The 24,198-nt window shown below is 67.7% G+C and carries 29 protein-coding genes; 19 read left to right on the top strand and 10 right to left on the bottom strand.

Annotated features, from left to right (window positions below; genetic code table 11):
* Positions 1-20: 20 nt before the first annotated feature.
* Positions 21-1,622: a phospholipase D-like domain-containing protein gene (locus tag H7J86_RS21730; protein WP_267293416.1), complete on the top strand. Its 1,602-nt coding sequence runs from the start codon at positions 21-23 to the stop codon at positions 1,620-1,622.
* Positions 1,623-1,632: 10 nt separating this feature from the next.
* On the opposite strand, the gene H7J86_RS21725 is transcribed toward H7J86_RS21730, so the two are convergent.
* A complete protein-coding gene (locus tag H7J86_RS21725; RefSeq protein WP_090353534.1) occupies positions 1,633-1,947 on the bottom strand; it encodes a type II toxin-antitoxin system VapB family antitoxin in 315 nt (104 codons plus the stop codon).
* Positions 1,948-2,069: 122 nt separating this feature from the next.
* On the opposite strand from H7J86_RS21725, the gene hrcA reads away from it, so the two are divergent.
* The 4 genes from hrcA to dctA all read left to right on the top strand — a co-directional run bounded on the left by hrcA (position 2,070) and on the right by dctA (position 6,506).
* A complete protein-coding gene (hrcA, locus tag H7J86_RS21720) occupies positions 2,070-3,101 on the top strand; it encodes a heat-inducible transcriptional repressor HrcA (RefSeq protein ID WP_090353535.1) in 1,032 nt (343 codons plus the stop codon).
* A 38-nt stretch (positions 3,102-3,139) separates the two neighbouring features.
* Entirely contained in the window at positions 3,140-4,291 is a 1,152-nt protein-coding gene (dnaJ, locus tag H7J86_RS21715; RefSeq protein WP_090353537.1) for a molecular chaperone DnaJ, read from the top strand.
* Positions 4,292-4,318: 27 nt separating this feature from the next.
* Positions 4,319-5,053 (top strand): 16S rRNA (uracil(1498)-N(3))-methyltransferase, encoded by a 735-nt coding sequence (locus H7J86_RS21710; RefSeq protein ID WP_090353538.1) that lies wholly within the window; start codon positions 4,319-4,321, stop codon positions 5,051-5,053.
* A 76-nt stretch (positions 5,054-5,129) separates the two neighbouring features.
* Positions 5,130-6,506, top strand: coding sequence for a C4-dicarboxylate transporter DctA (dctA, locus tag H7J86_RS21705; protein WP_187096196.1), 1,377 nt, complete (start codon positions 5,130-5,132; stop codon positions 6,504-6,506).
* Here the strand turns inward: dctA and H7J86_RS21700 are convergent.
* A complete protein-coding gene (locus H7J86_RS21700; RefSeq protein ID WP_090353542.1) occupies positions 6,503-6,997 on the bottom strand; it encodes a GNAT family N-acetyltransferase in 495 nt (164 codons plus the stop codon). The genes dctA and H7J86_RS21700 overlap by 4 nt on opposite strands.
* Before the next feature lie 124 nt (positions 6,998-7,121).
* On the opposite strand from H7J86_RS21700, the gene H7J86_RS21695 reads away from it, so the two are divergent.
* The 6 genes from H7J86_RS21695 to era all read left to right on the top strand — a co-directional run bounded on the left by H7J86_RS21695 (position 7,122) and on the right by era (position 11,565).
* A complete protein-coding gene (locus tag H7J86_RS21695; protein ID WP_090353543.1) occupies positions 7,122-7,289 on the top strand; it encodes a hypothetical protein in 168 nt (55 codons plus the stop codon).
* Between the two features lie 136 nt (positions 7,290-7,425).
* A complete protein-coding gene (locus H7J86_RS21690; protein ID WP_090353545.1) occupies positions 7,426-8,463 on the top strand; it encodes a PhoH family protein in 1,038 nt (345 codons plus the stop codon).
* Positions 8,464-8,524: 61 nt separating this feature from the next.
* The gene (ybeY, locus tag H7J86_RS21685) at positions 8,525-9,061 is read left to right on the top strand and encodes an rRNA maturation RNase YbeY (protein ID WP_090353976.1); all 537 of its coding nucleotides are present in this window, start codon (positions 8,525-8,527) and stop codon (positions 9,059-9,061) included.
* Positions 9,058-10,353, top strand: coding sequence for a hemolysin family protein (locus H7J86_RS21680; RefSeq protein ID WP_187096194.1), 1,296 nt, complete (start codon positions 9,058-9,060; stop codon positions 10,351-10,353). The genes ybeY and H7J86_RS21680 overlap by 4 nt, the downstream gene beginning before the upstream one ends.
* Positions 10,343-10,657 carry a cytidine deaminase-like protein gene (locus tag H7J86_RS21675; protein WP_090353549.1) on the top strand — a complete coding sequence of 105 codons (315 nt, stop codon included), beginning with the start codon at positions 10,343-10,345 and terminating at the stop codon, positions 10,655-10,657. The genes H7J86_RS21680 and H7J86_RS21675 overlap by 11 nt, the downstream gene beginning before the upstream one ends.
* Complete coding sequence (gene era / locus H7J86_RS21670; RefSeq protein ID WP_090353550.1) at positions 10,654-11,565, top strand: GTPase Era; 912 nt, start codon at positions 10,654-10,656, stop codon at positions 11,563-11,565. The genes H7J86_RS21675 and era overlap by 4 nt, the downstream gene beginning before the upstream one ends.
* Here era and H7J86_RS21665 read toward each other — a convergent pair whose 3' ends face one another.
* Together H7J86_RS21665 and H7J86_RS21660 are read right to left on the bottom strand one after the other, a co-directional pair.
* On the bottom strand, positions 11,566-12,054 hold the full coding sequence (locus H7J86_RS21665) for a CAP domain-containing protein (protein ID WP_267293414.1): 489 nt from the start codon (positions 12,052-12,054) through the stop codon (positions 11,566-11,568). It abuts the gene before it with no gap.
* Positions 12,055-12,065: 11 nt separating this feature from the next.
* Positions 12,066-13,493, bottom strand: coding sequence for an amidase (locus tag H7J86_RS21660; RefSeq protein WP_090353551.1), 1,428 nt, complete (start codon positions 13,491-13,493; stop codon positions 12,066-12,068).
* Positions 13,494-13,589: 96 nt separating this feature from the next.
* On the opposite strand from H7J86_RS21660, the gene recO reads away from it, so the two are divergent.
* The 4 genes from recO to H7J86_RS21640 are packed head-to-tail and all read left to right on the top strand — an operon-like array spanning position 13,590 to position 16,150.
* The gene (gene recO, locus H7J86_RS21655) at positions 13,590-14,477 is read left to right on the top strand and encodes a DNA repair protein RecO (protein ID WP_090353553.1); all 888 of its coding nucleotides are present in this window, start codon (positions 13,590-13,592) and stop codon (positions 14,475-14,477) included.
* Positions 14,413-15,306 (top strand): decaprenyl diphosphate synthase, encoded by an 894-nt coding sequence (locus H7J86_RS21650; RefSeq protein ID WP_090353554.1) that lies wholly within the window; start codon positions 14,413-14,415, stop codon positions 15,304-15,306. Before recO ends, H7J86_RS21650 begins: the two co-directional genes overlap by 65 nt.
* Positions 15,307-15,347: 41 nt before the next feature.
* Complete coding sequence (locus tag H7J86_RS21645) at positions 15,348-15,755, top strand: hypothetical protein (RefSeq protein ID WP_267293412.1); 408 nt, start codon at positions 15,348-15,350, stop codon at positions 15,753-15,755.
* Positions 15,752-16,150 (top strand): NUDIX hydrolase, encoded by a 399-nt coding sequence (locus H7J86_RS21640; RefSeq protein WP_267293411.1) that lies wholly within the window; start codon positions 15,752-15,754, stop codon positions 16,148-16,150. Before H7J86_RS21645 ends, H7J86_RS21640 begins: the two co-directional genes overlap by 4 nt.
* Here H7J86_RS21640 and H7J86_RS21635 read toward each other — a convergent pair.
* Together H7J86_RS21635 and H7J86_RS21630 are read right to left on the bottom strand one after the other, a co-directional pair.
* Positions 16,143-16,535, bottom strand: a complete 393-nt coding sequence (locus H7J86_RS21635) for a Fur family transcriptional regulator (RefSeq protein ID WP_090353558.1) — start codon at positions 16,533-16,535, stop codon at positions 16,143-16,145. The genes H7J86_RS21640 and H7J86_RS21635 overlap by 8 nt on opposite strands.
* A complete protein-coding gene (locus H7J86_RS21630; protein WP_090353559.1) occupies positions 16,532-16,885 on the bottom strand; it encodes an ArsR/SmtB family transcription factor in 354 nt (117 codons plus the stop codon). Before H7J86_RS21630 ends, H7J86_RS21635 begins: the two co-directional genes overlap by 4 nt.
* Positions 16,886-16,981: 96 nt before the next feature.
* Here H7J86_RS21630 and H7J86_RS21625 point away from each other — a divergent pair, with 96 nt between their 5' ends.
* The 3 genes from H7J86_RS21625 to H7J86_RS21615 all read left to right on the top strand — a co-directional run bounded on the left by H7J86_RS21625 (position 16,982) and on the right by H7J86_RS21615 (position 19,424).
* Positions 16,982-18,367: a glycine--tRNA ligase gene (locus tag H7J86_RS21625; RefSeq protein ID WP_090353561.1), complete on the top strand. Its 1,386-nt coding sequence runs from the start codon at positions 16,982-16,984 to the stop codon at positions 18,365-18,367.
* Between the two features lie 77 nt (positions 18,368-18,444).
* Positions 18,445-18,954 (top strand): EspA/EspE family type VII secretion system effector, encoded by a 510-nt coding sequence (locus H7J86_RS21620; protein ID WP_267293409.1) that lies wholly within the window; start codon positions 18,445-18,447, stop codon positions 18,952-18,954.
* Positions 18,955-19,067: 113 nt separating this feature from the next.
* On the top strand, positions 19,068-19,424 hold the full coding sequence (locus H7J86_RS21615; RefSeq protein WP_267293407.1) for a hypothetical protein: 357 nt from the start codon (positions 19,068-19,070) through the stop codon (positions 19,422-19,424).
* Here the strand turns inward: H7J86_RS21615 and H7J86_RS21610 are convergent.
* The 3 genes from H7J86_RS21610 to H7J86_RS21600 are packed head-to-tail and all read right to left on the bottom strand — an operon-like array spanning position 19,412 to position 21,634.
* Positions 19,412-19,921 carry a DUF302 domain-containing protein gene (locus H7J86_RS21610; protein WP_267293405.1) on the bottom strand — a complete coding sequence of 170 codons (510 nt, stop codon included), beginning with the start codon at positions 19,919-19,921 and terminating at the stop codon, positions 19,412-19,414. The two genes, H7J86_RS21615 and H7J86_RS21610, sit on opposite strands and share 13 nt — an antisense overlap.
* A complete protein-coding gene (locus H7J86_RS21605; RefSeq protein ID WP_267293403.1) occupies positions 19,918-20,943 on the bottom strand; it encodes an alcohol dehydrogenase catalytic domain-containing protein in 1,026 nt (341 codons plus the stop codon). Before H7J86_RS21605 ends, H7J86_RS21610 begins: the two co-directional genes overlap by 4 nt.
* A 13-nt stretch (positions 20,944-20,956) precedes the next feature.
* Positions 20,957-21,634 (bottom strand): SDR family oxidoreductase, encoded by a 678-nt coding sequence (locus tag H7J86_RS21600; RefSeq protein WP_267293401.1) that lies wholly within the window; start codon positions 21,632-21,634, stop codon positions 20,957-20,959.
* A 76-nt stretch (positions 21,635-21,710) separates the two neighbouring features.
* Between H7J86_RS21600 and H7J86_RS21595 the strand changes: the two genes are divergently transcribed.
* Positions 21,711-22,160 (top strand): winged helix-turn-helix transcriptional regulator, encoded by a 450-nt coding sequence (locus H7J86_RS21595; RefSeq protein ID WP_267293399.1) that lies wholly within the window; start codon positions 21,711-21,713, stop codon positions 22,158-22,160.
* On the opposite strand, the gene H7J86_RS21590 is transcribed toward H7J86_RS21595, so the two are convergent.
* Complete coding sequence (locus H7J86_RS21590) at positions 22,157-24,172, bottom strand: TPM domain-containing protein (RefSeq protein ID WP_267293397.1); 2,016 nt, start codon at positions 24,170-24,172, stop codon at positions 22,157-22,159. The genes H7J86_RS21595 and H7J86_RS21590 overlap by 4 nt on opposite strands.
* Positions 24,173-24,198 lie beyond the last annotated feature (26 nt).

Raw genomic sequence — 24,198 nt, 5'->3', positions numbered from 1 at the left:
GCATGTAGAGGAGTTGAGCGATGCGGGGGTTCGCTCTGCCCGAGAGCCGCGAGCCACAGGTATCTGCGGATCGGATACTCCGTCCTGGATTTACCTGCTGGCATATCGCACGCGCTGATCGGTACGCGCCGATAGTCGACGGAGCCGACTATCTACGGCACGTGAAGGCGGCGATGCTGCGCGCCCGCCACCGGATCATCCTGGTCGGGTGGGACGTGGATTCCCGAACGTCGTTCGAGGCCCAGGACCCGACGCTGCCCGGCCCGAACCACCTGATGACGTTTCTGCATGCCCTGCTGTGGCAGCGGCCGGAACTGCAGGTGTACTTGCTGAAATCGAATCTGCGTCTGCTGCGCGCGTTCGACCCTTACTGGTTCGGGCCCATCCCCACCTCGTGGCTCAATCGCCTCACCTCGTCGAGGCTGCATTTCGCCGTCGACGGCGCCCATCCCCTCGGAGCGGTCCACCACCAGAAGATCATCGTGGTCGACGACGCGGTGGCCTTCTGCGGCGGTATCGATCTCACGCTGGGGCGATGGGACACCCGCGATCACGAACCGGACGCCCCGGGCCGGCGGGCGTCCGGCGAACCCTACGGACCGCGCCACGAGGTTGCCGCGGTGGTCGACGGCCCCGCAGCGCGGGTCCTGGCCCGGCAAGCCCGTGACCGCTGGCAGGCGGCCACAGGTCGAGAACTGCCTGCGCTGTCGGCCCGAACGTCGGCGTGGCCGCGGGGGTGCGCACCCGCCTTGCGCGCTGTCGAGGTCGGGGTGGCACGCACGCTGCCGGCTCTGCCCGGCAGCGACGAGGTCCGTGAGGTCGAGGCATTGAACCTCGCCGCGATCGCGACCGCCCGGCACGTCATCTACCTGGAGAACCAATACCTCGCCGCCCGGGGCCTGGCGCAAGCCCTGGCGACGCGTCTACGCGAGCCGGACGGGCCCGAGGTCATCATCGTGCTGCCCCGCAGCTCCGAGAGCCGGCTGGAACAGGGGTCGATGGACAGCGCCCGCGAACGTCTGGTCCGCCTGCTGTGGGATGCCGATGAGCATGGTCGGCTGGGCATCTACTGGCCGGTGACCAAGGGTGGCGTCCCGGTGTATGTGCACTCCAAAGTGATGATCGTCGACGATCGCTTCCTGCGCATCGGCTCGTCCAACCTGAACAACAGGTCGCTGGGATTCGACAGCGAATGCGATCTCGCGCTGGAAGCCTGGGCTGCCGACCGCGACGACATTCGCCGCCACATCGAGCACATGCGCGACGACCTGCTGGCCGAACACCTCGGTGTGTCGGTGGATGCCGTACGTTCCGCGGCGGCACGGCGGCAGTCGACCGTGGGTGCGGTCGAGGCGCTACGCGGAACCGGCCGCTCATTGCGCAAGTTCACCGAATACATGGTGGCCGCGGATGCTGGACCGTTCGCCGAGAACGACCTCATGGATCCCGACCACGTGCCCGCCTCCCTGGCGCAGACGCTGTGTGCGACGACCATCGCCGCGGTGTTGTGGCCGCTGACGCAGGCCGCACCGGGGCTGTGGTCGACGATCCGTGCCGTCACCGACCAGGTCCGCACCTTCGCGCCTGATCTGGAGAGAATGGGGACCGGCACACCGGACTGACCGCGAAGGGTCAGGACTGGGGCACCGACTCGGCGTCCATGTCATACACCCGGGCGTGCAGCACCGTCCGGTTGCGCAGCGCGGCCCGCACCGCGCGGTGTAACCCGTCCTCCAGGTAGATCACGCCCTGCCACCGGACCGCATGCGGGAACAGGTCGCCGTAGAACGTCGAGTCCTCGGAGAGCAGGCGGTCCAGCGCCAGCACGGTGGTGGTGGTGACCAATTCGTCCAGCCGGATCTGGCGGGGCGGGATCTGGGACCACTGCCGATACGACAGGCCATGCTCGGGATACGGCTTGCCGTCGCGAACTCCTTTGAAGATCACCGGCGGGCTCCCATGCGACTGAGGTTAGTGCCACCCGGCGCGCGATGTCCTTGCCAACGTGAATACCCGCTGTTGGTCGCCGTAAAATGGGATGAAGACCGTTACCGAAGGGCAGGTGAACAGTGGGTAGTGCCGACGACCGCCGCTTCGAGGTGCTCCGTGCCATCGTCGCCGACTTCGTGACCACCAAGGAACCCATCGGTTCCAAGTCGCTTGTCGAGCGCCACAATCTCGGGGTGTCCAGCGCGACCGTCCGCAACGACATGGCGGTGCTGGAGTCCGAGGGGTACATCGCCCAGCCGCACACGAGTTCCGGCCGGGTTCCCACCGAGAAGGGCTACCGCGAGTTCGTGGACCGCCTCGACGACGTGAAACCACTGTCGGGCAGCGAGCGGCGCGCCATCCTGCAGTTCCTGGAATCCGGGGTGGACCTCGATGACGTGCTGCGCCGCGCGGTGCGGCTGCTGGCGCAGCTGACCCGGCAGGTCGCCATCGTGCAGTACCCGATGCTGTCCGCGTCCACGGTGCGCCACCTCGAGGTGGTCGCCCTGACCCCGGCGAAGTTGCTGCTGGTGGTGATCACCGACAGCGGCCGCGTCGACCAGCGGGTGGTCGAACTGGGTGACGCCATCGACGAACACGAACTGTCGCAGCTGCGCGAGCGCCTCGGCGGCGCTCTGGAGGGCAAACCGCTGGCCACGGCGTCGATCGCGGTGGCCGACCTGGCCGGCACCCTGGACGGTCACGGCGGGCTGGGCGACGCCATCGGGCGAGCTGCCACGGTGCTGGTCGAGACGCTGGTCGAGCACACCGAGGAACGGCTGCTGCTCGGCGGCACCGCCAACCTCACCCGCAATACCGCGGACTTCGGTGGATCACTGCGCTCGGTGCTGGAGGCGCTGGAAGAGCAGGTGGTGGTGCTGCGGCTGCTCGCCGCGCAACAGGAAGCCGGTAAGGTCACGGTGCGTATCGGGCACGAGACCGAGGCCGAACAGATGGCCGGGACGTCGGTGGTGAGCACGGCGTACGGCAGTTCGGGCAAGGTGTTCGGCGGCATGGGTGTGGTCGGTCCCACTCGGATGGACTATCCGGGAACCATTGCGAATGTCGCCGCAGTTGCTCTCTACATCGGCGAGGTTTTGGGCACCCGGTAGAGGACGGCCGCAAACGGGCGGCATGAAAGAGGTTGTACGTGGCACGCGATTATTACGGTCTGCTCGGCGTGAGCAAAGGCGCCAGCGATTCGGAGCTGAAGCGCGCCTACCGCAAGCTGGCGCGCGAGCTACACCCTGACGTCAACCCCGATGAGGCGGCGCAGGCGCGGTTCAAGGAGATCAGCATCGCCTACGAGGTGTTGTCGGATCCGGAGAAGCGCCGCATCGTCGATCTGGGCGGGGACCCGATGGAGAACGGCGCCGCCGGTGCGGGTGCGGGTGGCTTCGGCGGTTTCGGGGGCCTCGGCGACGTGTTCGAGGCGTTCTTCGGCGGCGGTGGCGGTTCCCGCGGCCCGATCGGCCGGGTGCGCCCCGGCTCGGATTCGTTGCTGCGGATGCGCCTGGACCTCGCCGAATGCGCCACGGGGGTGACCAAGCAGGTCACCGTCGACACCGCCGTGCTGTGCGACCTGTGCCAGGGCAAGGGCACCAATGGCAACTCCACCCCGGTCACCTGCGACACCTGCCACGGCCACGGCGAGGTGCAGACGGTGCAGCGCTCACTGCTCGGTCAGGTGATGACGTCGCGGCCGTGCCCGGTGTGCGGCGGTGTCGGCGAGGTGATCCCCGACCCGTGTCACCGCTGCGCCGGTGACGGCCGCGTTCAGGCCCGACGCGAGGTCAGTGTCAAGATCCCGGCGGGGGTCGGCGACGGTATGCGGGTGCGGCTGGCGGCTCAGGGCGAGGTCGGCCCCGGTGGCGGCCCGGCCGGTGACCTCTATGTCGAGGTGCACGAGCAGCAGCACGACATCTTCGTCCGCGACGGTGACGATCTGCACTGCACGGTGTCGGTCCCGATGTTCGACGCGGCGCTGGGCACCGCGGTCACCGTCGAGGACATTCTGGGCGGGGCGACGGAGATCACCATCGCCCCGGGCACCCAGCCCGGGTCGGTCACCACGCTGCGCGGCCACGGCATGCCGCACCTGCGCTCCGGGGTGCGCGGAAATCTGCACGCGCACATCGAGGTGCTCATCCCGACGCGTCTGGACAGCACCGACACCGACCTGCTGGGCAAACTCAAAGCGCACCGGGCCCGCGATGTGGCCGAGGTGCGGTCCGCTCACGGCAATGCCAACTCGAACGGCGGCCTGTTCAGCCGGCTGCGGGAAACCTTCTCCGGGCGCTGAGCAGATCGCGCATGAGTGGAGCCGCGCGTGAGTAGAGCGCTCTTCTACGTCGACGTGCTGCCTGAGCCGGGGGCGATCGCCGTGGTCGACGGTGACGAGGGCCACCACGCCGCCACGGTGCGCCGGTTCCGTCCGGGCGAGGAACTCGATCTCGGCGACGGCGCCGGAACGACGGCCCATTGTGTCGTCGAGGAGGCCACCAAGGGCATGTTGTCGGCCCGGGTGCTGACCACCACGCGGGTACCGGCACCGGTGCCGCCGGTCACCGTCGTGCAGGCACTGCCGAAATCCGAACGCTCCGAACTGGCGATCGAACTGGCCACCGAGGCGGGTGCGGACGCGTTCGTGGCGTGGCAGTCGCAGCGGTGCGTGGCTCGATGGGACGGCGCCGCCAAGGTCGACAAGGGCCTGCGCCGGTGGGCCGCGGTCGCCCGCTCGGCAGCGCGGCAGTCCCGGCGGGCCTTCATCCCGACCGTCGACGGTGTGCTGAGCACGGCGCAGCTGGCCGGCCGGATCGGTGGCCTGACCCTGGTCCTGCACGAGTCGGCGACCGTGCCGCTCGCCGATCTGGGTGTCGCACAAGCGGACTCGGTGACGCTCATCGTGGGTCCGGAAGGCGGGATCACCGATGAGGAGGTCGCCACGCTGACCGAGGCGGGTGCCGTCGCGGTCCGGCTGGGACCGACCGTGCTGCGCACGTCGAGCGCGGCCGCGGTGGCCCTCGGCGCGATCGGAGTACTGACCCGCCGGTGGGACGTGTAGCGGATATATTCCGGACGTTTCCCCGGGGAAACATCAGGCACACGTGGCTGTGATGTCGCGTTCGTAGCGTCGCTGCATGGCAACCACCATCGACCCCCCACAGAGCGAAATGGTCCGGCTGGCCAACAAGCCGCCGTGGTACACCTCCCTGTTCGTCCAACTGCTGGTCGCGATCGTCGCGGGCATCCTGATCGGCTGGCTGTGGCCCGAGGTCGGTGGTGCACTCAAACCGCTGGCCGACGGGTTCATCAAGCTCATCAAGATGCTCATCGCCCCGATCATCTTCTGCACGGTGGTGCTCGGTATCGCTCACGTCGGCGACCTGAAGTCGGTGGGCCGGATCGGGGTCAAGGCACTCATCTATTTCGAGGCGGTGACGACCTTCGCGCTCATCTTCGGTTTGGTGGTCGGCAATCTGGTGAAGCCCGGTGCCGGGTTCGCCATCGATGCGCAGACGTTGGCCACCGGCGCCGAGGCGGTGGCCAAGAAGACCAGCAACGGCGAACTGCCGCACACCGTCCAGTTCCTCCTCAACATCATCCCGACGTCGGTGGTATCGGCCTTCGCGGAGAACGCCCTGCTGCAGGTGTTGTTCTTCGCGGTGCTGTTCGGCCTGGCGTTGGCGAAGTTCGGCGAGACCGGGCCACCGGTGATCCTGGAGTTCGTCGACCACATGAGCCACATTTTCTTCACCATCATCGGCTGGGTGATGCGGTTGGCCCCACTCGGTGCGTTCGGCGCGATGGCCTACATCATCGGGCAGTACGGCATCGGCTCACTGGCCAGTTACGGGAAGCTGATCGCCGCCTGCTATCTGGCCGCGCTGCTGTTCATCCTCATCCTCGCGGCGATCGCAAAGATCTTCGCCGGGGTGAACCTGTGGAAGTTCGTCGTCTACATCAAGGACGAGCTGTTCCTGGCGCTGGGCACGGCGTCCACCGAGGTGGTGCTGCCGCGCATCATGACCAAACTGGCCAACGCCGGCTGCTCCCGCACCACGACGGGTCTGGTTGTGCCGACCGGGTATTCGTTCAACCTCGACGGCGCCACGCTGTACCTGTCGATCTGTGTGCTGTTCCTGGCGCAAGCGCTCGGCGTCGATCTGAGCCTGGGTGAGCAGATCACCGCGGTGCTCGTGCTCATGCTCACCTCGAAGGGAATGGCGGGGGTGCCCGGCTCGTCCTTCCTGGCCTTGTCGGCGACGGTTGCGGCCATCGGGCACGGGGCGATTCCGGTGGCGGCAGTCGCGCTGCTGCTGGGGGCCGACCGCATCATGGACTCGATGCGCGTCTCGGTGAACCTGCTGGGCAACTGTGTGGCGACGTTCGTCGTCGCCAACTGGGAGGGCCAGCTCGACAAGGACCGCATGCGCAGGGTGTTGGCGGGCGAGGACGTCGAACCACTGGAGGACGCCCCCGAACAGGAGGCACTGGCCGCCGGGCCGAGGGACTAGCCCTCGGCCGCGAACCGGGCGAGGTGCGTCATCACCGGCCGCAGGCCGCGCCGTTCGTAGAACCGGAGTGCGTCGGCATTTCCGGTGAGTACCGCGATGAAGACATCGCCGATACCCAGTTCGGCCAGCCGGGCGTCGACGGCGTCGAGCAGCATGGTCCCGATTCCGCGTCCGCGTTCGGCCGGTGCGACCGCGAGTGTCTGCACCTCGGCCATTCGCGCCCCCGTCACCCAGGTGTCGTCCGGTCCGGGCAGCATCTCGACCACTGCATAGCCGACGGCCGCGCCGTCGCGTTCGGCCAACACGACGAACGAGCCGTCCTCCGACAGCCATCTCGCATAGGCCGCCCGACGGGCTGCCCAGGACGTCGCGTCGTCCTGGAACGCGGCGGGCGCAGCCACCTTCATATGGTGGTGGTGCAGCGTCAGCCAGAGGGGTTCGAGCAGGTCCAGGGCCTCGGCCCCAGTGATGCGGAGCTCGATTGCGCTCATGCGTGAATCATGTCACTCCTGGTCAATCTTTTGAATTAACCGGAATGAAACATCCCACCTTTCCCGTTCTTCCCTACGTACCGGCACGGGGATGCCGGTGGACGAAGAGGAAAGAAGTACAGAGATGAAGAAGTTCGGTTTTGCCAGTGTGATCGCCGCCGGTATGGCCACCGCCGTCCTGGGTCTTGCGGGCCCGGCGCAGGCCGACGTCGCGCACAACGACTGGGTACATCAGAACGGCCAGAACGCCACCGCTCCGCAGGTGGACACCACGGTGCATCAGAGCCACTGACTAGGCACTGACACCACAACTGTCGTTGAGGGCCACCCCGGTAGCGGGGTGGCCCTCAACCGTTGGGTGAGGTCATGGCCGGCGCTAAACTGGGAGCACCGACTCCAGAGCACAGGAAGCAGGCACGAAACACCACGTGACGCCCCGCGAGACGACCGCTGACACGCCCTCCCGGCAGGTGCGCAGCAGCATCACAGTTCCGCCCGACGCTGTCGTGGGCCTGCTCGGTTCCGCCGACGAGAACCTGCGCGCCCTCGAATCGCTGCTCACCGCTGATATCCACGTGCGTGGCAATGCCGTCACGCTCTCGGGGGACCCCGCCGATATCGCGCTGGCCGAACGGGTGGTCGGCGAGCTGGTCGCCGTGCTGGCCGCCGGTCAGCCGCTCAATCCCGATGCGGTGCGCCGCAGCGTCTTGATGATGACCGGTGAATCGGACGCCTCGCCCGCCGAGGTGCTGACGCTGGACATCTTGTCCCGGCGCGGCAAGACCATCAGGCCCAAGACCCTCAATCAGAAGCGCTATGTGGACGCGATCGACGCCCACACCATCGTGTTCGGTATCGGTCCCGCGGGCACCGGCAAGACATATCTGGCGATGGCCAAAGCGGTCGCGGCGCTGCATGCCAAACAGGTCAACCGGATCATCCTGACCCGCCCCGCGGTCGAAGCCGGTGAGCGCCTGGGCTTCCTGCCGGGCACGCTGAGCGAGAAGATCGACCCCTACCTGCGCCCGCTGCTGGACGCGCTGCACGACATGATGGACCCGGAGGTCATCACCAACCTGCTCGCCTCGGGTGTCATCGAGGTCGCGCCGCTGGCGTTCATGCGCGGCCGCAGCCTCAACGACGCCTACATCATCCTCGATGAGGCACAGAACACCACGGCCGAGCAGATGAAGATGTTCCTCACCCGGCTCGGCTTCAACTCGAAAATGGTTGTCACCGGCGATATCACGCAGGTCGACCTGGGCGGTGGCCAGTCCTCGGGTCTGCGCGCGGCGATGCACATCCTCGATGACATCGACGATATCCACTTCGCGGAGCTCACCAGTGCCGATGTCGTTCGGCACCGGCTGGTATCGGAGATCGTGGATGCCTATGCGCGCCATGACGATCCGGGCATGCTGAACCGTGCGCAACGCCGCTCGTCGAACGGGCGGTCGCGGCGATGAGCGACGCGTGCGGAGCGAATCAACGGGCGGCATGCGGGACCCGAGCCTGCGAGGGAACAGCATGAGTATCGAGGTCTCCAACGAATCCGGGTACGACGTGTCCGAGGAAGAACTCATCAGCGTCGCCCGCTTCGTCATCGGTCAGATGGACGTCAACCCGGCGGCCGAACTGTCGATGGTGCTGCTGGACACCGCGGCCATGGCCGATCTCCACATGCGCTGGATGGATCTGCCCGGTCCCACCGACGTGATGAGCTTCCCGATGGATGAGCTCGAACCGGGTGGGCGGCCCGATGCCGCCGAACCCGGTCCGTCCATGCTGGGCGATATCGTGCTGTGCCCCGAGTTCGCGGCCAAACAGGCCGAACAGGCGGGGCATTCGCTGGGGCAGGAGCTCGCGCTGCTGACGGTGCACGGTGTGCTTCATCTGCTCGGCTACGACCACGCCGAGCCCGATGAGGAGAAAGAGATGTTCGCCCTGCAGCGGCGCCTGCTCGAAGAGTGGGTGGCCGACCAGGTGCAGACCTACCGCCAGGACGTACAGACCGAGAAGGATCGCCGGCTGCTCGACAAGTCGCGATACTTCGACACACCGTGACCGGTCTTGCGGCGCTGTTCGGGGCGATCGTCCTGGTCGGCGTGGGCGGGCTTTTCGCCGCGGTCGATGCGGCGGTCAGCACGGTGTCCATCGCGCGTGTCGACGAGATGGTCCGCGAGGAGCGCCCGGGGGCCACCCGTCTGGCTCGGGTGATCGACGACCGGCCCCGGTACATCAATCTCGTGGTGTTGTTGCGGATCGCCTGCGAGGTGAGCGCGACCGTCCTGCTGGTCTCCTATCTGGATGGCTACCTCGGTGTCGGCTGGGGGCTGGTGGCCGCCGCCGGCATCATGGTGGTGGTCAGCTTCGTCGTCATCGGTGTCGGACCCCGCACCGTCGGGCGGCAGAACGCCTACAGCATCGCGCTGGCCGCGGCGCTTCCCCTGCAAGCGATTTCGGTGTTGCTCACCCCGATCAGCCGGGTGCTGGTGTTGATCGGCAACGCTCTGACACCGGGCCGAGGCTTCCGCAACGGGCCGTTCGCCTCCGAGATCGAGCTGCGCGAGGTGGTCGACCTGGCCCAGCAGCGCGGTGTGGTGGCCGACGACGAGCGCAAGATGATCCAGTCCGTCTTCGAGCTGGGCGACACCCCGGCCCGCGAGGTGATGGTCCCGCGCACCGAGATGGTGTGGATCGAGGGAGACAAGACCACGTCGCAGGCCACCTCGCTGGCGGTGCGCAGCGGGCACTCCCGGCTGCCCGTGATCGGCGAGAACGTCGATGACGTGGTGGGTGTCGTCTATCTCAAAGACCTGGTGCAACACTCGTATTCGGCGGGCGAGGAGCTGGACACTCGGGTCGGCGATCTGATGCGCCCCGCGGTGTTCGTGCCCGATTCCAAACCGCTGGACACCCTGCTGCGCGAGATGCAACGCGACCGCAATCACATGGCGCTCCTGGTCGACGAGTACGGTGCGATCGCCGGTTTGGTCACCATCGAAGATGTGCTCGAGGAGATCGTCGGCGAGATCAACGACGAGTACGACGCGGATGAGGTCGCACCCTGGGAAGAGGTGGGCGACAAGCAGTTCCGGGTGTCGACCCGGCTGCCCATCGAGGATCTCACCGAGTTGTACGAGGACCTGGAAATCGACGAGGACCTTGAGGTCGACACCGTCGGTGGTCTGTTGGCGCACGAACTGGGCCGCGTACCGTTGCCCGGCGCCGAGGTCACCTGGGACGGCCTGCGCCTGCGGGCCGAGGGCGGGGCCGATCATCGTGGCCGGGTTCGGATCGGCACCGTGCTGATCAGCCCCGTGAAGACAGAGGAGCATTCCGCACATGAGTCTTGACGCTGAGGACAACAAGTTGGTGGTGCTGGCCCGCGGGGCGATGGGCCGCTCCGAAGCCGCCGAAGGTGCGGCGGTGCGCGACCTGGACGGTCGGACCTACGCCGGTGCCCCTGTCGGTCTGGCCGCGCTGCCGCTGACCGCCCTGCAGGCCGCCGTGGCCGCGGCGGTGTCCAGTGGTGCGGCCGGCCTGGAGGCTGCGGTACTGGTGGGTGGTTCGGCGCAGGACGCCGGTGTCGCCGCGGTACGCGAGCTGTCGCCGGACGCGTCCGTCATCGTCACCGACCGTGCCGGTAACCCGCTATGAGTGACGAATTCCGGTCCGGCTTCGTCTGTTTCGTCGGCCGTCCCAACACCGGCAAGTCGACGCTGACCAACGCCCTGGTCGGCCAGAAGGTGGCCATCACCTCGAACCGCCCGCAGACCACCCGGCACACCATCCGCGGCATCGTGCACCGGGAGAACTTCCAGATCATCCTGGTCGACACCCCGGGTCTGCACCGGCCCCGGACCCTGCTCGGTCAGCGGCTCAACGACCTGGTGAAGGACACCTACTCCGAGGTCGACGTGATCGGGCTGTGCATCCCCGCCGATGAGAACATCGGCCCGGGCGACCGGTGGATCTACGAACAGATCCGCGCCGTGGCACCCAGAACCAAACTCGTCGCCATCGTCACCAAGATCGACAAGGTCGCCAAGGAGCGGGTGGCCGCACAGCTGATGGCCGTCAGCGAGCTGGTCGGTCCGGACGCCGAGATCGTGCCGGTGTCGGCCACCGCCGGTGAGCAGCTCGACGTGCTGACCAACGTCTTCGTCGCGCATCTGCCGCCCGGCCCCGCCTACTATCCCGATGGCGAACTCACCGATGAGCCCGAAGAGACCTTGATGGCCGAGCTCATCCGGGAGGCCGCGCTGGAAGGGGTGCGTGACGAGCTGCCGCACTCGTTGGCCGTGGTCATCGAGGACATCGAGGAAAGGCCGGGGCGGGAAGACGGCAACGCCCTCATCGACGTACGCGCCATCCTCTACGTGGAGCGCGACAGCCAGAAGGGCATCGTGATCGGTAAGGGCGGCGCCCGGCTGCGCGAGGTCGGCACCGCGGCGCGCATTCAGATTGAGAAGCTGCTGGGCACCAAGGTGTATCTGGATCTGCGGGTCAAGATCGCCAAGAACTGGCAGCGCGACCCGAAACAGCTGGGGCGCTTGGGCTTTTAGCTATCCCGGGATGCCGTAGACGGCGACGACGACGCTTCGGTCCAGGCTGTTGAGCGACCAGACGCCCATCTGGGTGTTGGCGCAGTTGCTCATGATCGCCATGTAATCGGGACGGTAGTACCACTGGTTCATGATCTCGATGCCGTTGATGGCCAGCGCCGGGTTGATCGCGACGGTCTGCGCGACGGTGCCCTTGTAGCCGGCCGCGGCGGCACGGGACTGCGGGGTGGAGCCGTCCGAGCCCAGATCGCCGTCCAGTGCCCGGTTGTTGAGCACATCATTGGCGTGCCATTCCGCCGCCAGCTGCAATTGCGGGTTCTTGGTGACGTTGTTGGTGCAGCCGGCCTGATGCTGAATGGTGTAGACGTTGGCGATCACGCTGTTGTTGAGCCGGATGTTGTCGGCGTTGGCGGTCGGTGCCGTGAGCACCGCGCCGGCAACGAGGGCCAGTACGGGCAGGGTGCGGGCACCGACACTGATTGCGGACATGGTCACAGAGATTACTGCAGCGTGGGAGTCGCCCACCACGGTTCGGGCTGCTTGGTCATCCAGCCACTGATGGCTTCCAGCTCCGCGGCCAGCGAAATGAGCAACGGTTCGCTGCCCTCGGGGCCCATCAGCTGCACGCCGATCGGCAGTCCGTCGGTGGTGAACCCCGCCGGCACGTTGATCGACGGCCAGCCCAGCAGGTTCCATGGCCAGGTCACCGGGCAGGCGGCGATCATCGCCCGGTCGGTGGCCAGGCTGCCGCGTTCGTCGTAGTCGTGGATGCGCGGTGGCGGCAGCGCGGTGGTGGGGGCGAGCACCACGTCGGCGATGTTGAAGATCCAGCCCACCCGCTGCTGTGCCTCGGCCTCCGCGGCCCGGGCCTTACGCAACACATGTTCGGACAGCAGTCGGCCCGTGCGCATATTGCTCACGGTGCGCTTATCCCACTGGACACCGGGCCCGAGGCGGTGGCCCCAATCCAGTAGGCCGGAGGTGGACCGGGACAGGAAGTTCCAGGACATCTTCAGTCCGTAGTTCGGGTCGGCTTCATCGACACGGTGTCCGAGTTGCTCCAGGTGGGTCGCCACCTCACGCAGCGCGGCATCGATCTCCGGATGGAGCTGGGCGCGGAAGAAGGTGAACGGGAACTTGGTGGACAGCGCGATCCGCAGGGAGCCGGGGGCCTGGCCGATGTGCTCGGAGGCTCGGATGGGTTCGGGTTTGTGCAGGTCGCCGTCGGCATTGCCGGATGCGGCGTCGAGCACGATCGCGGCGTCGGTGACGGTGCGGGCCAGGACGCCGTTGACGGTGATGCCGTTGAACGCCTCGGGCAGGGGCCAGGTGGAGATGCGGCCACGCTGCGGTTTGATGCCCACCAGATGGGTCCACGCGGCCGGGATCCGCACACTGCCCGCACCGTCGGAGCCGATGGCCGCGGTCACCAGCCCAGCGGCCACGGCCGCGGCACTGCCGCCCGAGGAGCCGCCGGGGCTGTGTTCGCGTGACCATGGGTTTCTGGTGTGCCCGAAGCCGGGGCCACTGGTGAACGGCCACTGGCCGAGCTCGCAGGTGTTGGTCTTGCCGACGATGATCGCGCCCGCTGCCCGCAGGCGGCGCACCACCTCGGCGTCCGCGGTGGCCACCGGTACCTCGCCGCGGGTGCCGAAGCGGGTCGGGACGCCGGCGACGTCCACATCGTCCTTCACGGCGATGGGTACCCCGAGGAGTGGAAGGTGTTGTCCCGCAGCGCGTTTACGATCCGCGGCGATGGCCTCGGATATTGCGGTGTCGGTCAGTACCACGCGGAACGCATTGAGCGCGGGCTGGCTGGCCTCGATCGCGTCCAGGGACTGGCGTACCAGTTGTTCCGAGGTGGTGGCGCCGCTGGCGAGGCGGTAGAGCTGTTGGGTAAGGGTGGGCAACTTGGGGGTGGGTGCCATACGGGTGGGTGGTTCTTCGGTGGGAGCCATGCTGAATTTGAGGATATCCGGCGTTGCGTCCCGGCCGGTGTCGGCACGCGATGGAAGACTGGCCCGATGCGGTTGTACCGGGATCGAGCTGTCGTGCTGCGTCAGCACAAGCTCGGCGAGGCCGACCGCATCGTCACCCTGCTCACCCGTGAGAACGGTGTGGTCCGTGCCGTCGCCAAAGGGGTACGCCGGACCCGCAGCAAGTTCGGGGCCCGGCTGGAACCGTTCGCGCACATCGACGTTCAACTGCATCCCGGCCGCAACCTCGACATCGTCACCCAGGTGCAGTCCATCGACGCGTTCGCCGTCGACATCGTCAACGATTACGGCCGCTACACGTGTGCCTGCGCGGTGCTGGAGACCGCCGAACGGCTGGCCGGCGAGGAGCACGCTCCGGTGCCGGAGTTGCACAGCCTGACGGTGGCGGCGCTGCGGGCGGTCGCGGCGGGCAGGCGGCCGCGGGAGCTGGTCCTGGACTCCTATCTGCTGCGGGCCATGGGTATCGCGGGCTGGGCCCCGGCGCTGGCCGAATGTGCGCGGTGCGCGACGCCCGGCCCGCACCGGGCGTTCCACATCGGCGCGGGTGGCAGTGTGTGCGTGCACTGCCGGCCGTCGGGTTCGGCGACACCGGCGCAGGCGGTGCTGGATCTGATGGTTGCGCTGCACGACGGTGACTGGGAGTTCGCGGAGGCCTCCACCTCGTCACACCGCAGCCAGGCCAGCGGGCTGGTCGCCGCGCATCTGCAGTGGCACTTGGAGCGTCAGCTGCGGACATTGCCGCTGGTCGAACGGGGTGATGAGCGCTGGCGCGAAGAGCAGAAGGCACATTATCGAATCGATAGCGCGGGCCTCGAACGCCGGGCAGAGGTGTTCGGGCAGGATATGGCGCATGGCATTGAACAGGGAAGGCAAGCGGGGCAAATCTCCGTACCCACAGCTCGCCCCGGCGCCTGACGACTATCCGGTCTTCCCGGACACGTCGACCTGGCCCGTGGTGTTCCCGGAGTTGCCGCCCCACACCAACGGCAAGTTCTCCCGTCCGCCGCAGCACCCGTCGAAGGCCGCCGCCCCGAAGATCCCGGCCGACCAGGTGCCCAACCACGTCGCGGTGGTGATGGACGGTAACGGCCGGTGGGCCACCCAGCGTGGGCTGGGCCGTACCGAAGGCCACAAGATGGGTGAGGCCGTGCTCATCGACATCACCTGCGGTGCGATCGAACTCGGTATCAAACATCTGTCCGTCTATGCCTTCTCCACAGAGAACTGGAAACGCAGCACCGAAGAGGTGCGCTTCCTGATGGGCTTCAACCGGGAGGTGGTGCGGCGGCGCCGGGAGAATCTGGACGCCATGGGGGTGAACATGCGCTGGGTGGGTTCGCGCCCGCGGATGTGGAGCAGCGTGATCAAGGAGTTCGACATCGCCGAGCAGATGACGGTCGGCAACGACGTCATCACCGTCAACTACTGCGTGAACTACGGCGGGCGCACCGAGATCGTCGAGGCCGCGAAGGCCATCGCCGAGGAGGCCGTCGCGGGCAAGCTGAATCCCTCGCGTATCTCCGAGGCCACCCTGGCCAAGCATCTGCACCGTCCCGACATCCCGGATGTCGACCTGTTCATCCGGACCTCGGGAGAACAGCGGGCCAGCAACTTCATGATCTGGCAGGCGGCCTACGCCGAGTACGTCTTCCAGGACAAGTTGTGGCCCGACTACGACCGGCGCGACCTGTGGGCGGCCTGCGAGGAGTACGTCAACCGCAACCGGCGTTTCGGCCGGGCCTGATGGTGTCGCTTTCCGGTGGGCAGGAACGCAGCGACTCGGGGATGTCGTTGCAGCAGCGGTTGGCCGCCGTCGCCGAGGCGATCCTGCCCACCACCCATGAGGACGACGGTTCGCTCACCGTGCAGCATGACGGCACGTTCTCGTCGCTGCGGGTGGTGACCATCGCCGAGGGGCTGGACATGGTGGCGCTCACCCAGATGCTGGCCTGGGATCTGCCCCTGGACGCGAAACTTCGGGCGACGGTCGGCGAGCACGCGCACCACACGCTGCTGGGCACGATATCGCTGACCGAGAAGGGCGCCGCGACGGGCGGTAACTCCCGCAAGCAGGCGGATGTGTTGCTGCGCTACAACTTTCCGGCGGCGGGCTTGACCGATGAGGCGCTCGGCACCCTGATCCTCATGGTGCTGTCCACCGGGGCCGACGTCCGGCGGGCGCTCGTAGGATGAGCGCCGTCATCCGGATCGTGGCGGCCGTCGTGCTCGACGACCGCAACCATGTGCTGGTGGTCCGCAAACGCGGCACGACGGCGTTCATGCAGCCCGGCGGCAAGATCGAACCGGGGGAGACGCCGGTCGAGGCGCTGCGCCGCGAGGTCCGCGAGGAACTCAATGCCGGCATCGTCGAGGCATCAATCACCTCGCTGGGACATCACGACGCGGCCGCGGCCAACGAACCGGGTCACCGGGTGGCCGCAGACCTGTTCGTCGTCGGCCTCGACGGGCCACCGCAGCCGGGCGCCGAGATCGTCGAGATGGCGTGGGTGGACCCGCACGCGCCGGGGGACCTCGAGCTGGCCCCGCTGACGCTCGGTGCGGTCCTGGAGTTCGCGCGGGTCAGCTGACGGCGCAGGAACCGCACACCCCGAAGATCTCGATGGTGTGGCTGACATCGGTGAAGCCGTGTTGGGCCGCGACCTGCTCGGCCCACACTTCGGCCGCCCCACCCTCGACCTCCACGGTGGACCCGCAGGCCCGGCACACCAGGTGGTGGTGATGGTGATCGGAGCAGCGTCGGTACACCGATTCACCGGTGTCGGTGCGCAGCGTGTCGACCACCCCTGACGTGGCCATCGACTGCAGGGTCCGGTACACGGTGGTCAGCCCGATGTTCTCGCCGCGTTGCCGGAGTTCGTCGTGCAGCTCCTGGGCCGAGCGGAAGTCGTCGATGTTCTCCAGCAGCGCGGAGATGGCGGCCCGCTGCCGGGTGGCCCGCACGGGTGTACTCATGCGACGTCCTCTCCGGCGTGGGTGACGGCGGCCAGCACGATCTCCGCGAGGTGCTGGTCGACCAGGCGGTACATCACCTCCCGGCCGCTGCGCTCGCCGGCGACCACTCCGGCGGCTTTGAGGATGCGCAGATGCTGGCTGACCAGGGGCTGTGGCACCTCCAGGGCGTCGACCAGTTCGTGCACGCAGCGCGCGGATTCGCGGAGCTGAAGCACCAGGGCGATGCGCACCGGCGCGGCCAGCGCCCGCAGCAGGTCGCCCGCGGTGTCCAGGATCTCCCGGGGTGGCAGCTCGGGAGACGGCGTCGCGGGGTGTTCGTGCTCGTGACCGGTAGTGGAAACGGTTTTCATTATGGAGTCAGATTACATGCATGTCTGCGCATGTCAACGCTTTCCGGGGACTCCCGCGGCGTGGCGCGCCAACGCTCATCGGTACCCTGTCAACCCGTGGCATCCATCATCGACACCGTCGCGAACCTGGCGAAACGCCGTGGCCTGGTCTTCCAATCCGGCGAGATCTACGGCGGTACGAAGTCGGCGTGGGACTACGGGCCACTCGGGGTGGAGCTCAAGGAGAACATCAAGAAGCAGTGGTGGCGGTCCGTGGTCACCGGTCGCGACGATGTCGTCGGCCTGGACAGCGCGATCATCCTGCCGCGCCAGGTGTGGGTGGCCTCCGGCCACGTCGCGGTGTTCAACGACCCGCTGGTGGAATGCCTGAACTGCCATAAGCGGCACCGGCAGGACCACCTGCAGGAGGCGTACGCGGCCAAGAAGAATCTCGATGACCCCGATGCGGTCCCGATGACCGAGATCGTCTGCCCGGACTGCGGCACCAAGGGGCAGTGGACCGAGCCGCGTGACTTCAACATGATGCTCAAGACCTACCTCGGCCCCATCGAGTCCGAGGAGGGGCTGCACTACCTGCGGCCCGAAACCGCGCAGGGCATCTTCGTCAACTTCGCCAATGTGGTGACCACCGCGCGCAAGAAGCCGCCGTTCGGCATCGGCCAGATCGGCAAGAGCTTCCGCAACGAGATCACCCCCGGCAACTTCATCTTCCGGACCCGGGAGTTCGAGCAGATGGAGATGGAGTTCTTCGTCGAGCCGTCCACCGCCCCGGAGTGGCACAAGTACTGGATCGAGACCCGGCTGAAGTGGTACACCGACCTGGGTATCGCTCCGGAGAATCTGCGGCTCTACGAGCACCCGCTGGAGAAGCTGTCGCACTACAGCGCCGGCACCACCGATATCGAGTACAAGTTCGGCTTCGCCGGTAGTCCGTGGGGTGAGCTGGAAGGTATCGCCAACCGCACCAACCACGACTTGTCCAGCCACGCAAAGGCATCCGGTGTCGACCTGTCGTATTACGACCAGGGCACCGACACCCGCTACGTGCCCTACGTCATCGAACCGGCAGCCGGCCTGACCCGTTCGCTGATGGCTTTCCTGGTCGACGCGTACCACGAGGACGAGGCCCCCAATGCCAAGGGCGGGGTGGACAAGCGCACCGTGCTCAAGCTCGATCCGCGGCTGGCCCCGGTCAAGGCGGCCGTACTTCCGTTGTCGCGCAACGCTGATCTGTCGCCGAAGGCCCGCGACCTGGCGGCCGAGCTGCGACAGTCCTGGAACATCGAGTTCGACGACGCGGGTGCGATCGGCCGGCGCTACCGCCGTCAGGACGAGATCGGCACGCCGTTCTGCATCACGCTGGACTTCGACTCGCTGGAGGATCAGGCCGTCACCATCCGCGAGCGCGACACCATGACGCAGGAGCGGGTGGCCATCTCCGAGGTGTCGAACTACCTGGCGGTCCGGCTCAAGGGCGCCTAGCGCCTCGGTTCGGAATTGCTGCTCCAGAGGCACTCCCGGCTCGCCTAGCATTGTGAGGCACGGGAGTGAAGGGGGCGATGATCAGCGTTCTGGGGGCATTTCTTTCGACGTGGGATGACGCTCGCGCGACACTCGGCGCCGGAACACCGGTGGACGGGTCCCGGTTCGACATGGGCGGTCGGCTCGACGAGTTGCACCGCACGGTCGCGGCGGCGACGCCCGGGTCCGTGTGGACGGGTTCGTCGGCAGAGGCGTACACCGACCGCAACCACCAGCTGGCCGCCACCTTGGCCCGGCTCGCCGAACTCGATCGGCGTCTCGGCGCCGAAGTCGATCGGTCCGCGCAGGTGGTGGCGGCCGGTCGCCGGGACCTGGATGCGGTCAAGCAGTGGGTGCTCAGTGCCGCTGCCAGCGTGCCACCGAACGCCGCGGGTGAGCGCGCCCTGATGCCGGTGGTGTCCAAAGGTGTCGCCGACGTCGCCGATATCGTGCAGCGGTCGAACAGCGATATGAGCGGTATCGCCGCGCGGATCCGCGATATCGGCACCGGTTATCAGGCGCTCACCGGCCGCGAGGGGCGCGGGTGACCGTGGCGGACCGGCCACGATTGCCAATGATTCTGGCCGCCTTGTTGATGATGCTGGGTGCGTTGTCGGCATGCGCGACGCATGACGCGATTCGCGACGGAGGAGATCAGAAGATGCCTGTTCCGGCAGAGACGGCCGCGAAATTCGGTGAGGTGACGTTGCCGCAAGGCGTACAGGTGCTGGGCACCGACACCGATTCGGGCCGAGACACCCGCTACCGGTTGGCGTTACGGATGACCGACGCGCAGCTGCGTGAATTCGTCGCGCAGTTCCCCGAGACACCCGAGAAGTCCGAGATCCCGAAATCCACGCCGGTGATCGCCGGGCCGGCGCTGAGTTCGGCTCCTGATCCGCTCTACACCCAGGATCAGATCATCACCAGCGATCACGGCACGATCACCCGGGAGATCATCGTCGACCAGCGGGCGCCCGACGAGGTGTACGTGCACCTCTCGCTCTACACCACCTGATCGCGCAGCGCCGCAGGGACATCCCCGCCGAGCAGATCGACGAGTGTCGCCAGCAGGCCGTCGAGTTCGACACCCACCGCGGTGATCGCCGCGTTCCCGTAACTGCCGAACAGCAGGCTGGGCTGGTCGACGGCCAGCACGGTGCTCCCGGGCCCGGCATAGAGCAGCGTGCGCAGGGGCGCGTGCAGCATGACGCCGGGATCGTGGCGGTACATGCGTTCGGCGATGGTGTGATTGCCCATCAGGTATTCGGTGGCACGCCCCGTCGATCCGGACGCGGTCATGGTGGGCGTCACGTCGATCTGTGTGTATCGCAGGAAGCCGTGCGGCGCCTGGGATTTCGCTTCGGCGACCACCTCGTCCCAGGTGTCCGCTCGCGCGAAGCCTTCGTGGTCGATCACCGGGACCAGGGTCTCGTAGTGCGTGCGGGCGTCCTCATAGCTGCCCGGCAGGCTGATCAGCAGCCGCCGGTTCACATGTTCGACGGAGGTGCTCACCGGTCGGCCCCCGCGATGTCCAGTACCACGCGGAACCGGGCCTGCCCGGACATCATCCGCTCGTAGGCCTGTGGGGCCTGTTCGAACGGCATGACCTCGATCATCGGGGCGATATCGTTGGCGGCGCTGAACGCCAGGTTGTCCTCGTTCTCGATCGACGATCCCGTCAGGCTGCCGACCACGCTGCGGCCGCCGAAGATCAGATCGACGGTGTTGACCTCGATGGGGTCGAATGCGGCGCCGACGACGACCAGTTGCCCACGCGGGCGCAGGCCACTGATCAGAGGTCCCATCGACGCGCCACTCGCGGCGGTGGCGATGACGGCGGCCGCTCCGCCCAGCGCCGTCAGTGCCACCCCGGGATCCTCGGCGGCACTGTCGATATAGAAGTCTGCGCCCAGTGTCTTTGCCAGATCGGCCTTTTCGGGCCCGCGGGCGATGGCGGCCACCCGGTAGCCGAGTTTGTGCGCGTACTGCACACCCAAATGGCCCAGGCCGCCGATGCCTTGCACTCCGACCAGGGCGCCGGGTGCGGCGGACGTGCCACGCAGCGCGTTGAAGGTCGTCACTCCGGCGCAGAGCAGGGGAGCGGCGAGGTGGGTGTCGAGCCCGTCGGGGATGCGCACCAGTCCGGTGGCGCGGGCATGGACCACCTCGGCATACCCGCCGTCGGTGCTGGTGCCCGGCGTCGGCTGATCGAGACAGTTGACGAAATCACCCCGGCGGCAGAATTCGCATTCGTTGCATTGCCCGCCGAGGAAGCCGATGCCGACCCGGTCGCCGGGGGTCCAGGCATGCACCCCGTCGCCGACGGCGTCCACCACACCGACGATCTCGTGGCCGGGCACCACCGGCTGCCGCGGGTCGGGTCGTTGGCCCTCGACGGCCAGCACGTCGCTGTGGCAGACCCCGCAGCTGAGCACCCGAACCCGGACCTCGCCGGCGGTGGGTTCGACCACCTCGCGCTCGACGAGTGCGAACTCGCGCTGCCCGGTGACCTGGAAGGCTTTGTAGGTAGCCATGTTTCGGATTCTCTTACGCGGCCGGGAAGAGCGGCGCGTGCACCTGGCGGGTCAGGTCGTCGGCGAGCACTTCCGGCGCGCCGGCGACGATGCCCTCGACGATCTGCCGGGCCACGTCGGCCGGGTCGTTCTTCGGCACATCGAGATCTGCCGTCATATCGGTGTCGGTATAAGCCAGGTAGGCGCCGATGACGGTGGTGCCCTGCTCCTGCAACTCCAGTCGCAGCGAGTTCGTCGCCGACCACAGCGCCGCCTTGGAGACGCCGTAGGAGCCGTAACCGGGCAGCCAGGACAGCACGGAGGCGATGTTGACGATGGTGCCATGGCGGCCGGCGAGCAGGGGGGCAAAAGCTCGCGTGACCCGCAGTGCGCCATAGAGGTTGGTGTCCAGCACCGAACGGACGTCGTCGAGATCGTCCTGCAGCAGCGATGTGCCCCCGAGTACGCCGGCGTTGTTGACCACGATGGTGGCATCGGCGGCGTCGCGCGCCAGCTGGGCGACCGACTCGGCGTCGGTGACGTCGGCCTGAATGACCACCACGCGCGGATCGTCGGACGTGCCCGGGCGCCGGCTGGTGGAGTACACCTTGGCGGCCCCGGCCTCCAACAGGGCGGCGACGATCGCCTTGCCCAAGCCTTGTTGCCCGCCGGTCACCAGAGCGGTCGCGCCGGCTACCTGAGTTCCTGTCATGGTCTTCTCCTTCGCTTGTGCCCTCGTCAACGTAGCAGTGCTGAGTTGGAATTTCCAACTTAGGTAGAATGTGACGATGCGCACTGATTCGTGGATCGACAATCCCTGCCCGATCGCCCGCACCATGTCCGTCCTGGGGCAGCGGTGGGCGGTGCTGATCATCCGTGAGGCGCTGCTGGGCCGGTCACGATTCTCCGAGTTCAAGGAGCGCCTGGGGATCGCCTCGGATGTCCTCAGCACCCGGTTGTCCGAACTGGTCGACGCCGGAATCCTCCAGGTGGTCGACTATCAGGAACCGGGCGACCGCACCCGCAGCCGATACCTGCTCACCGAGGCCGGGCATGATCTGATCCCCGTCCTGGCCGCCATCGGCCAGTGGGGTCACCGTCATCTGACCCGCGAGCACAGCAGCGCGTACCGCTTCGTCGAAGCCGATACCGGCGAGTCCGTGGCCATCGGATTCCGCCGCCGCGACGGGAGCAAGGTGCCCACGGACGCGGTGTCGCTGGTGGCGCCCGGCGCTTAGAAGCGGCCGCCGCCCCCGCCGAACGAACCGCCCGAGCTGCCGGACCCGCCGAACGACGTCGAGCTCCAGCCCCCGCCGACGCTGCCGCCGATCCCGCCGCGCAGGGCCCCGGACAGGATGTTGCCGATGATGATGCCGCCCAGCACGGCACCGGAATTCGAGCTGCCGCCGCCGTATCCGCTGTAGTGCCGCTGCGCGGCGGCGACATCCTGGTTGGCCAGCGACTGGGCCTGCCCGGCCAGCGTCGCCGCGCCGTTGGCGTATTGGATGGCCACCGAAAGACTCCCGGCGATGTTCTCGGCCTGCTTGTCCTGGGCGGCCTGCAGCTGGCGCACCGCCTCGGCGAGTTTGGTGCGTGCCTCGGGGCCGATGCTGCCGCGGCGGGTGTCGATGAAATCCGAGACACCGCGTACCCGCGACTGCGCACTGAACAGAGCTTGGTCGTAGGCGCGGCGCAACCGTTCGGCGGTTTCGCGTTCCTCGGTCACCGCGTCCAGCAGCCGGTCCAGATCGGCGTCGGCGGCACTGAGATCGGTGAAGGCACCCAGCGGGTCGGTGCTGCCCGTGCCCTGCGCGGCCGCCACCGCCTTGACGGCGGCGTCGCGCGCAGCGCTCAGAGCGGTGGCCTGGCTCAGATTGCCCTGAGCCAGCTGGGTGCCGGCGGCGTTGATGCCGTTCTGGATATCGGCGATCGCGGCGGGCAGTGCCGCGGTGGCGCGGTTGATATCGGTGGCGGCGCTGTCGACGGCGTCGAGCAGGGTGCGTGCCTGGCCCAGTGCGGACTCGGCGGCCCGTACCGAATCCACCAGCCCGGCCTGGCTACCCACCGGCCGCGCCACCAGACTGCGTGCGTTGGTGATGTTCTGGTCGGCGAAAGCCACCCGCTGCTTGGCGGTTTCGACGTTGCCGGCGACCGAGGCCAGAGCCGCATCGGCGAACTGCTGGTGCAGGCCGGCCAGGGTCTGCTCCGACGGCGTGAGGCGCGCGGTGAGGTCGACCACCTGCTGGGTCAGGGCGTCCAACCGTTCGGGCGCGTTGATCACCAGATCACGCAGCGCAGAGAAGGCTTCGCGCTGGGTTTCCAGTTCCCGGTCGGCCTTCGCGGCGGCCACCACCACCCGGGTCAGCAGATCGCGGCGCTGCGCGGGCGTCTCGGGCACCGTGTCGTCGAGGATCTGTCGTACGTTGAAGGCCTGCGCCAGCGTCGTTTTCGCCGCTTCGACCGCGGTGACGAACGGGGCGGTGTCCTTCTCGCCGAACTCCTCGATTGCCAGCGTCAATTCGTTGTCGCTGGTGCGTACCGCGTTGTCGACTTCCACGACGATCGAGCGGGACAGGTCGTCCAGAGTCTCCAGCGGCATGGCGGCCAGGGCATTCGGATCGGTCGGGTCGGCGCGTTGGGCGGCCGCCAGATCCGCGGCACGGCGCTTGCGCCGACGGTGGCGTTGCCACAGCACCAGGATCACCACCGCCAACGCGATCACCGCGAGGATGGCCAGCAGGCCCACCCAGTTCATCTCCGCATTCGAGGATGAAGACGGAGCTGCGGAGGCGTTCGTGTCGAGCCCCTCGGCCGCGCTGACGGCCGCCTGGGCCCAGTCGCCGTCGCGCAGCGCGGGCTCAATCTTGTTGCGCCGTAAACTGTTCGCCTCGGCGTTGCTGGCAGCCACACCGCCGGCCAGGAACGCGTACGCCCGGTCGGTGGTGGCGACCGCCAGCAGTGCGTCGTAGGTGCCCAGGTCGCTGGCCGCCAGGGTGGCCCGGGCCCACGGCTCGGCGTCCTGGCCGGAGAAGGTGTCCACGTACACCACCCACAGCCGGACATGCCGATCGGCGTAGAGCTTGTCGATGGCCTGGGTCACCCGATCGAGGTCCTGGCCGCTGAGCGCGTGTGCGTTGTCCACGATTTGGGTGGACAGCCGGAACGGCGGCTCGGCTCCCGCATGTGGAGCCACCAGCAGGCCGACGGACAACACCGCGAAGATCATGCTGAACAGGCGGGGGAGGCGCATGTCCGCAAATCTAGCTGGCAGACTGT

Source organism: Mycobacterium hackensackense, assembly GCF_025822555.1.
Taxonomy (GTDB): domain Bacteria; phylum Actinomycetota; class Actinomycetes; order Mycobacteriales; family Mycobacteriaceae; genus Mycobacterium; species Mycobacterium fluoranthenivorans.
The sequence above is the reverse complement of the archived record's forward strand: the minus strand, read 5'-3'. Positions and strand labels throughout refer to the sequence as shown.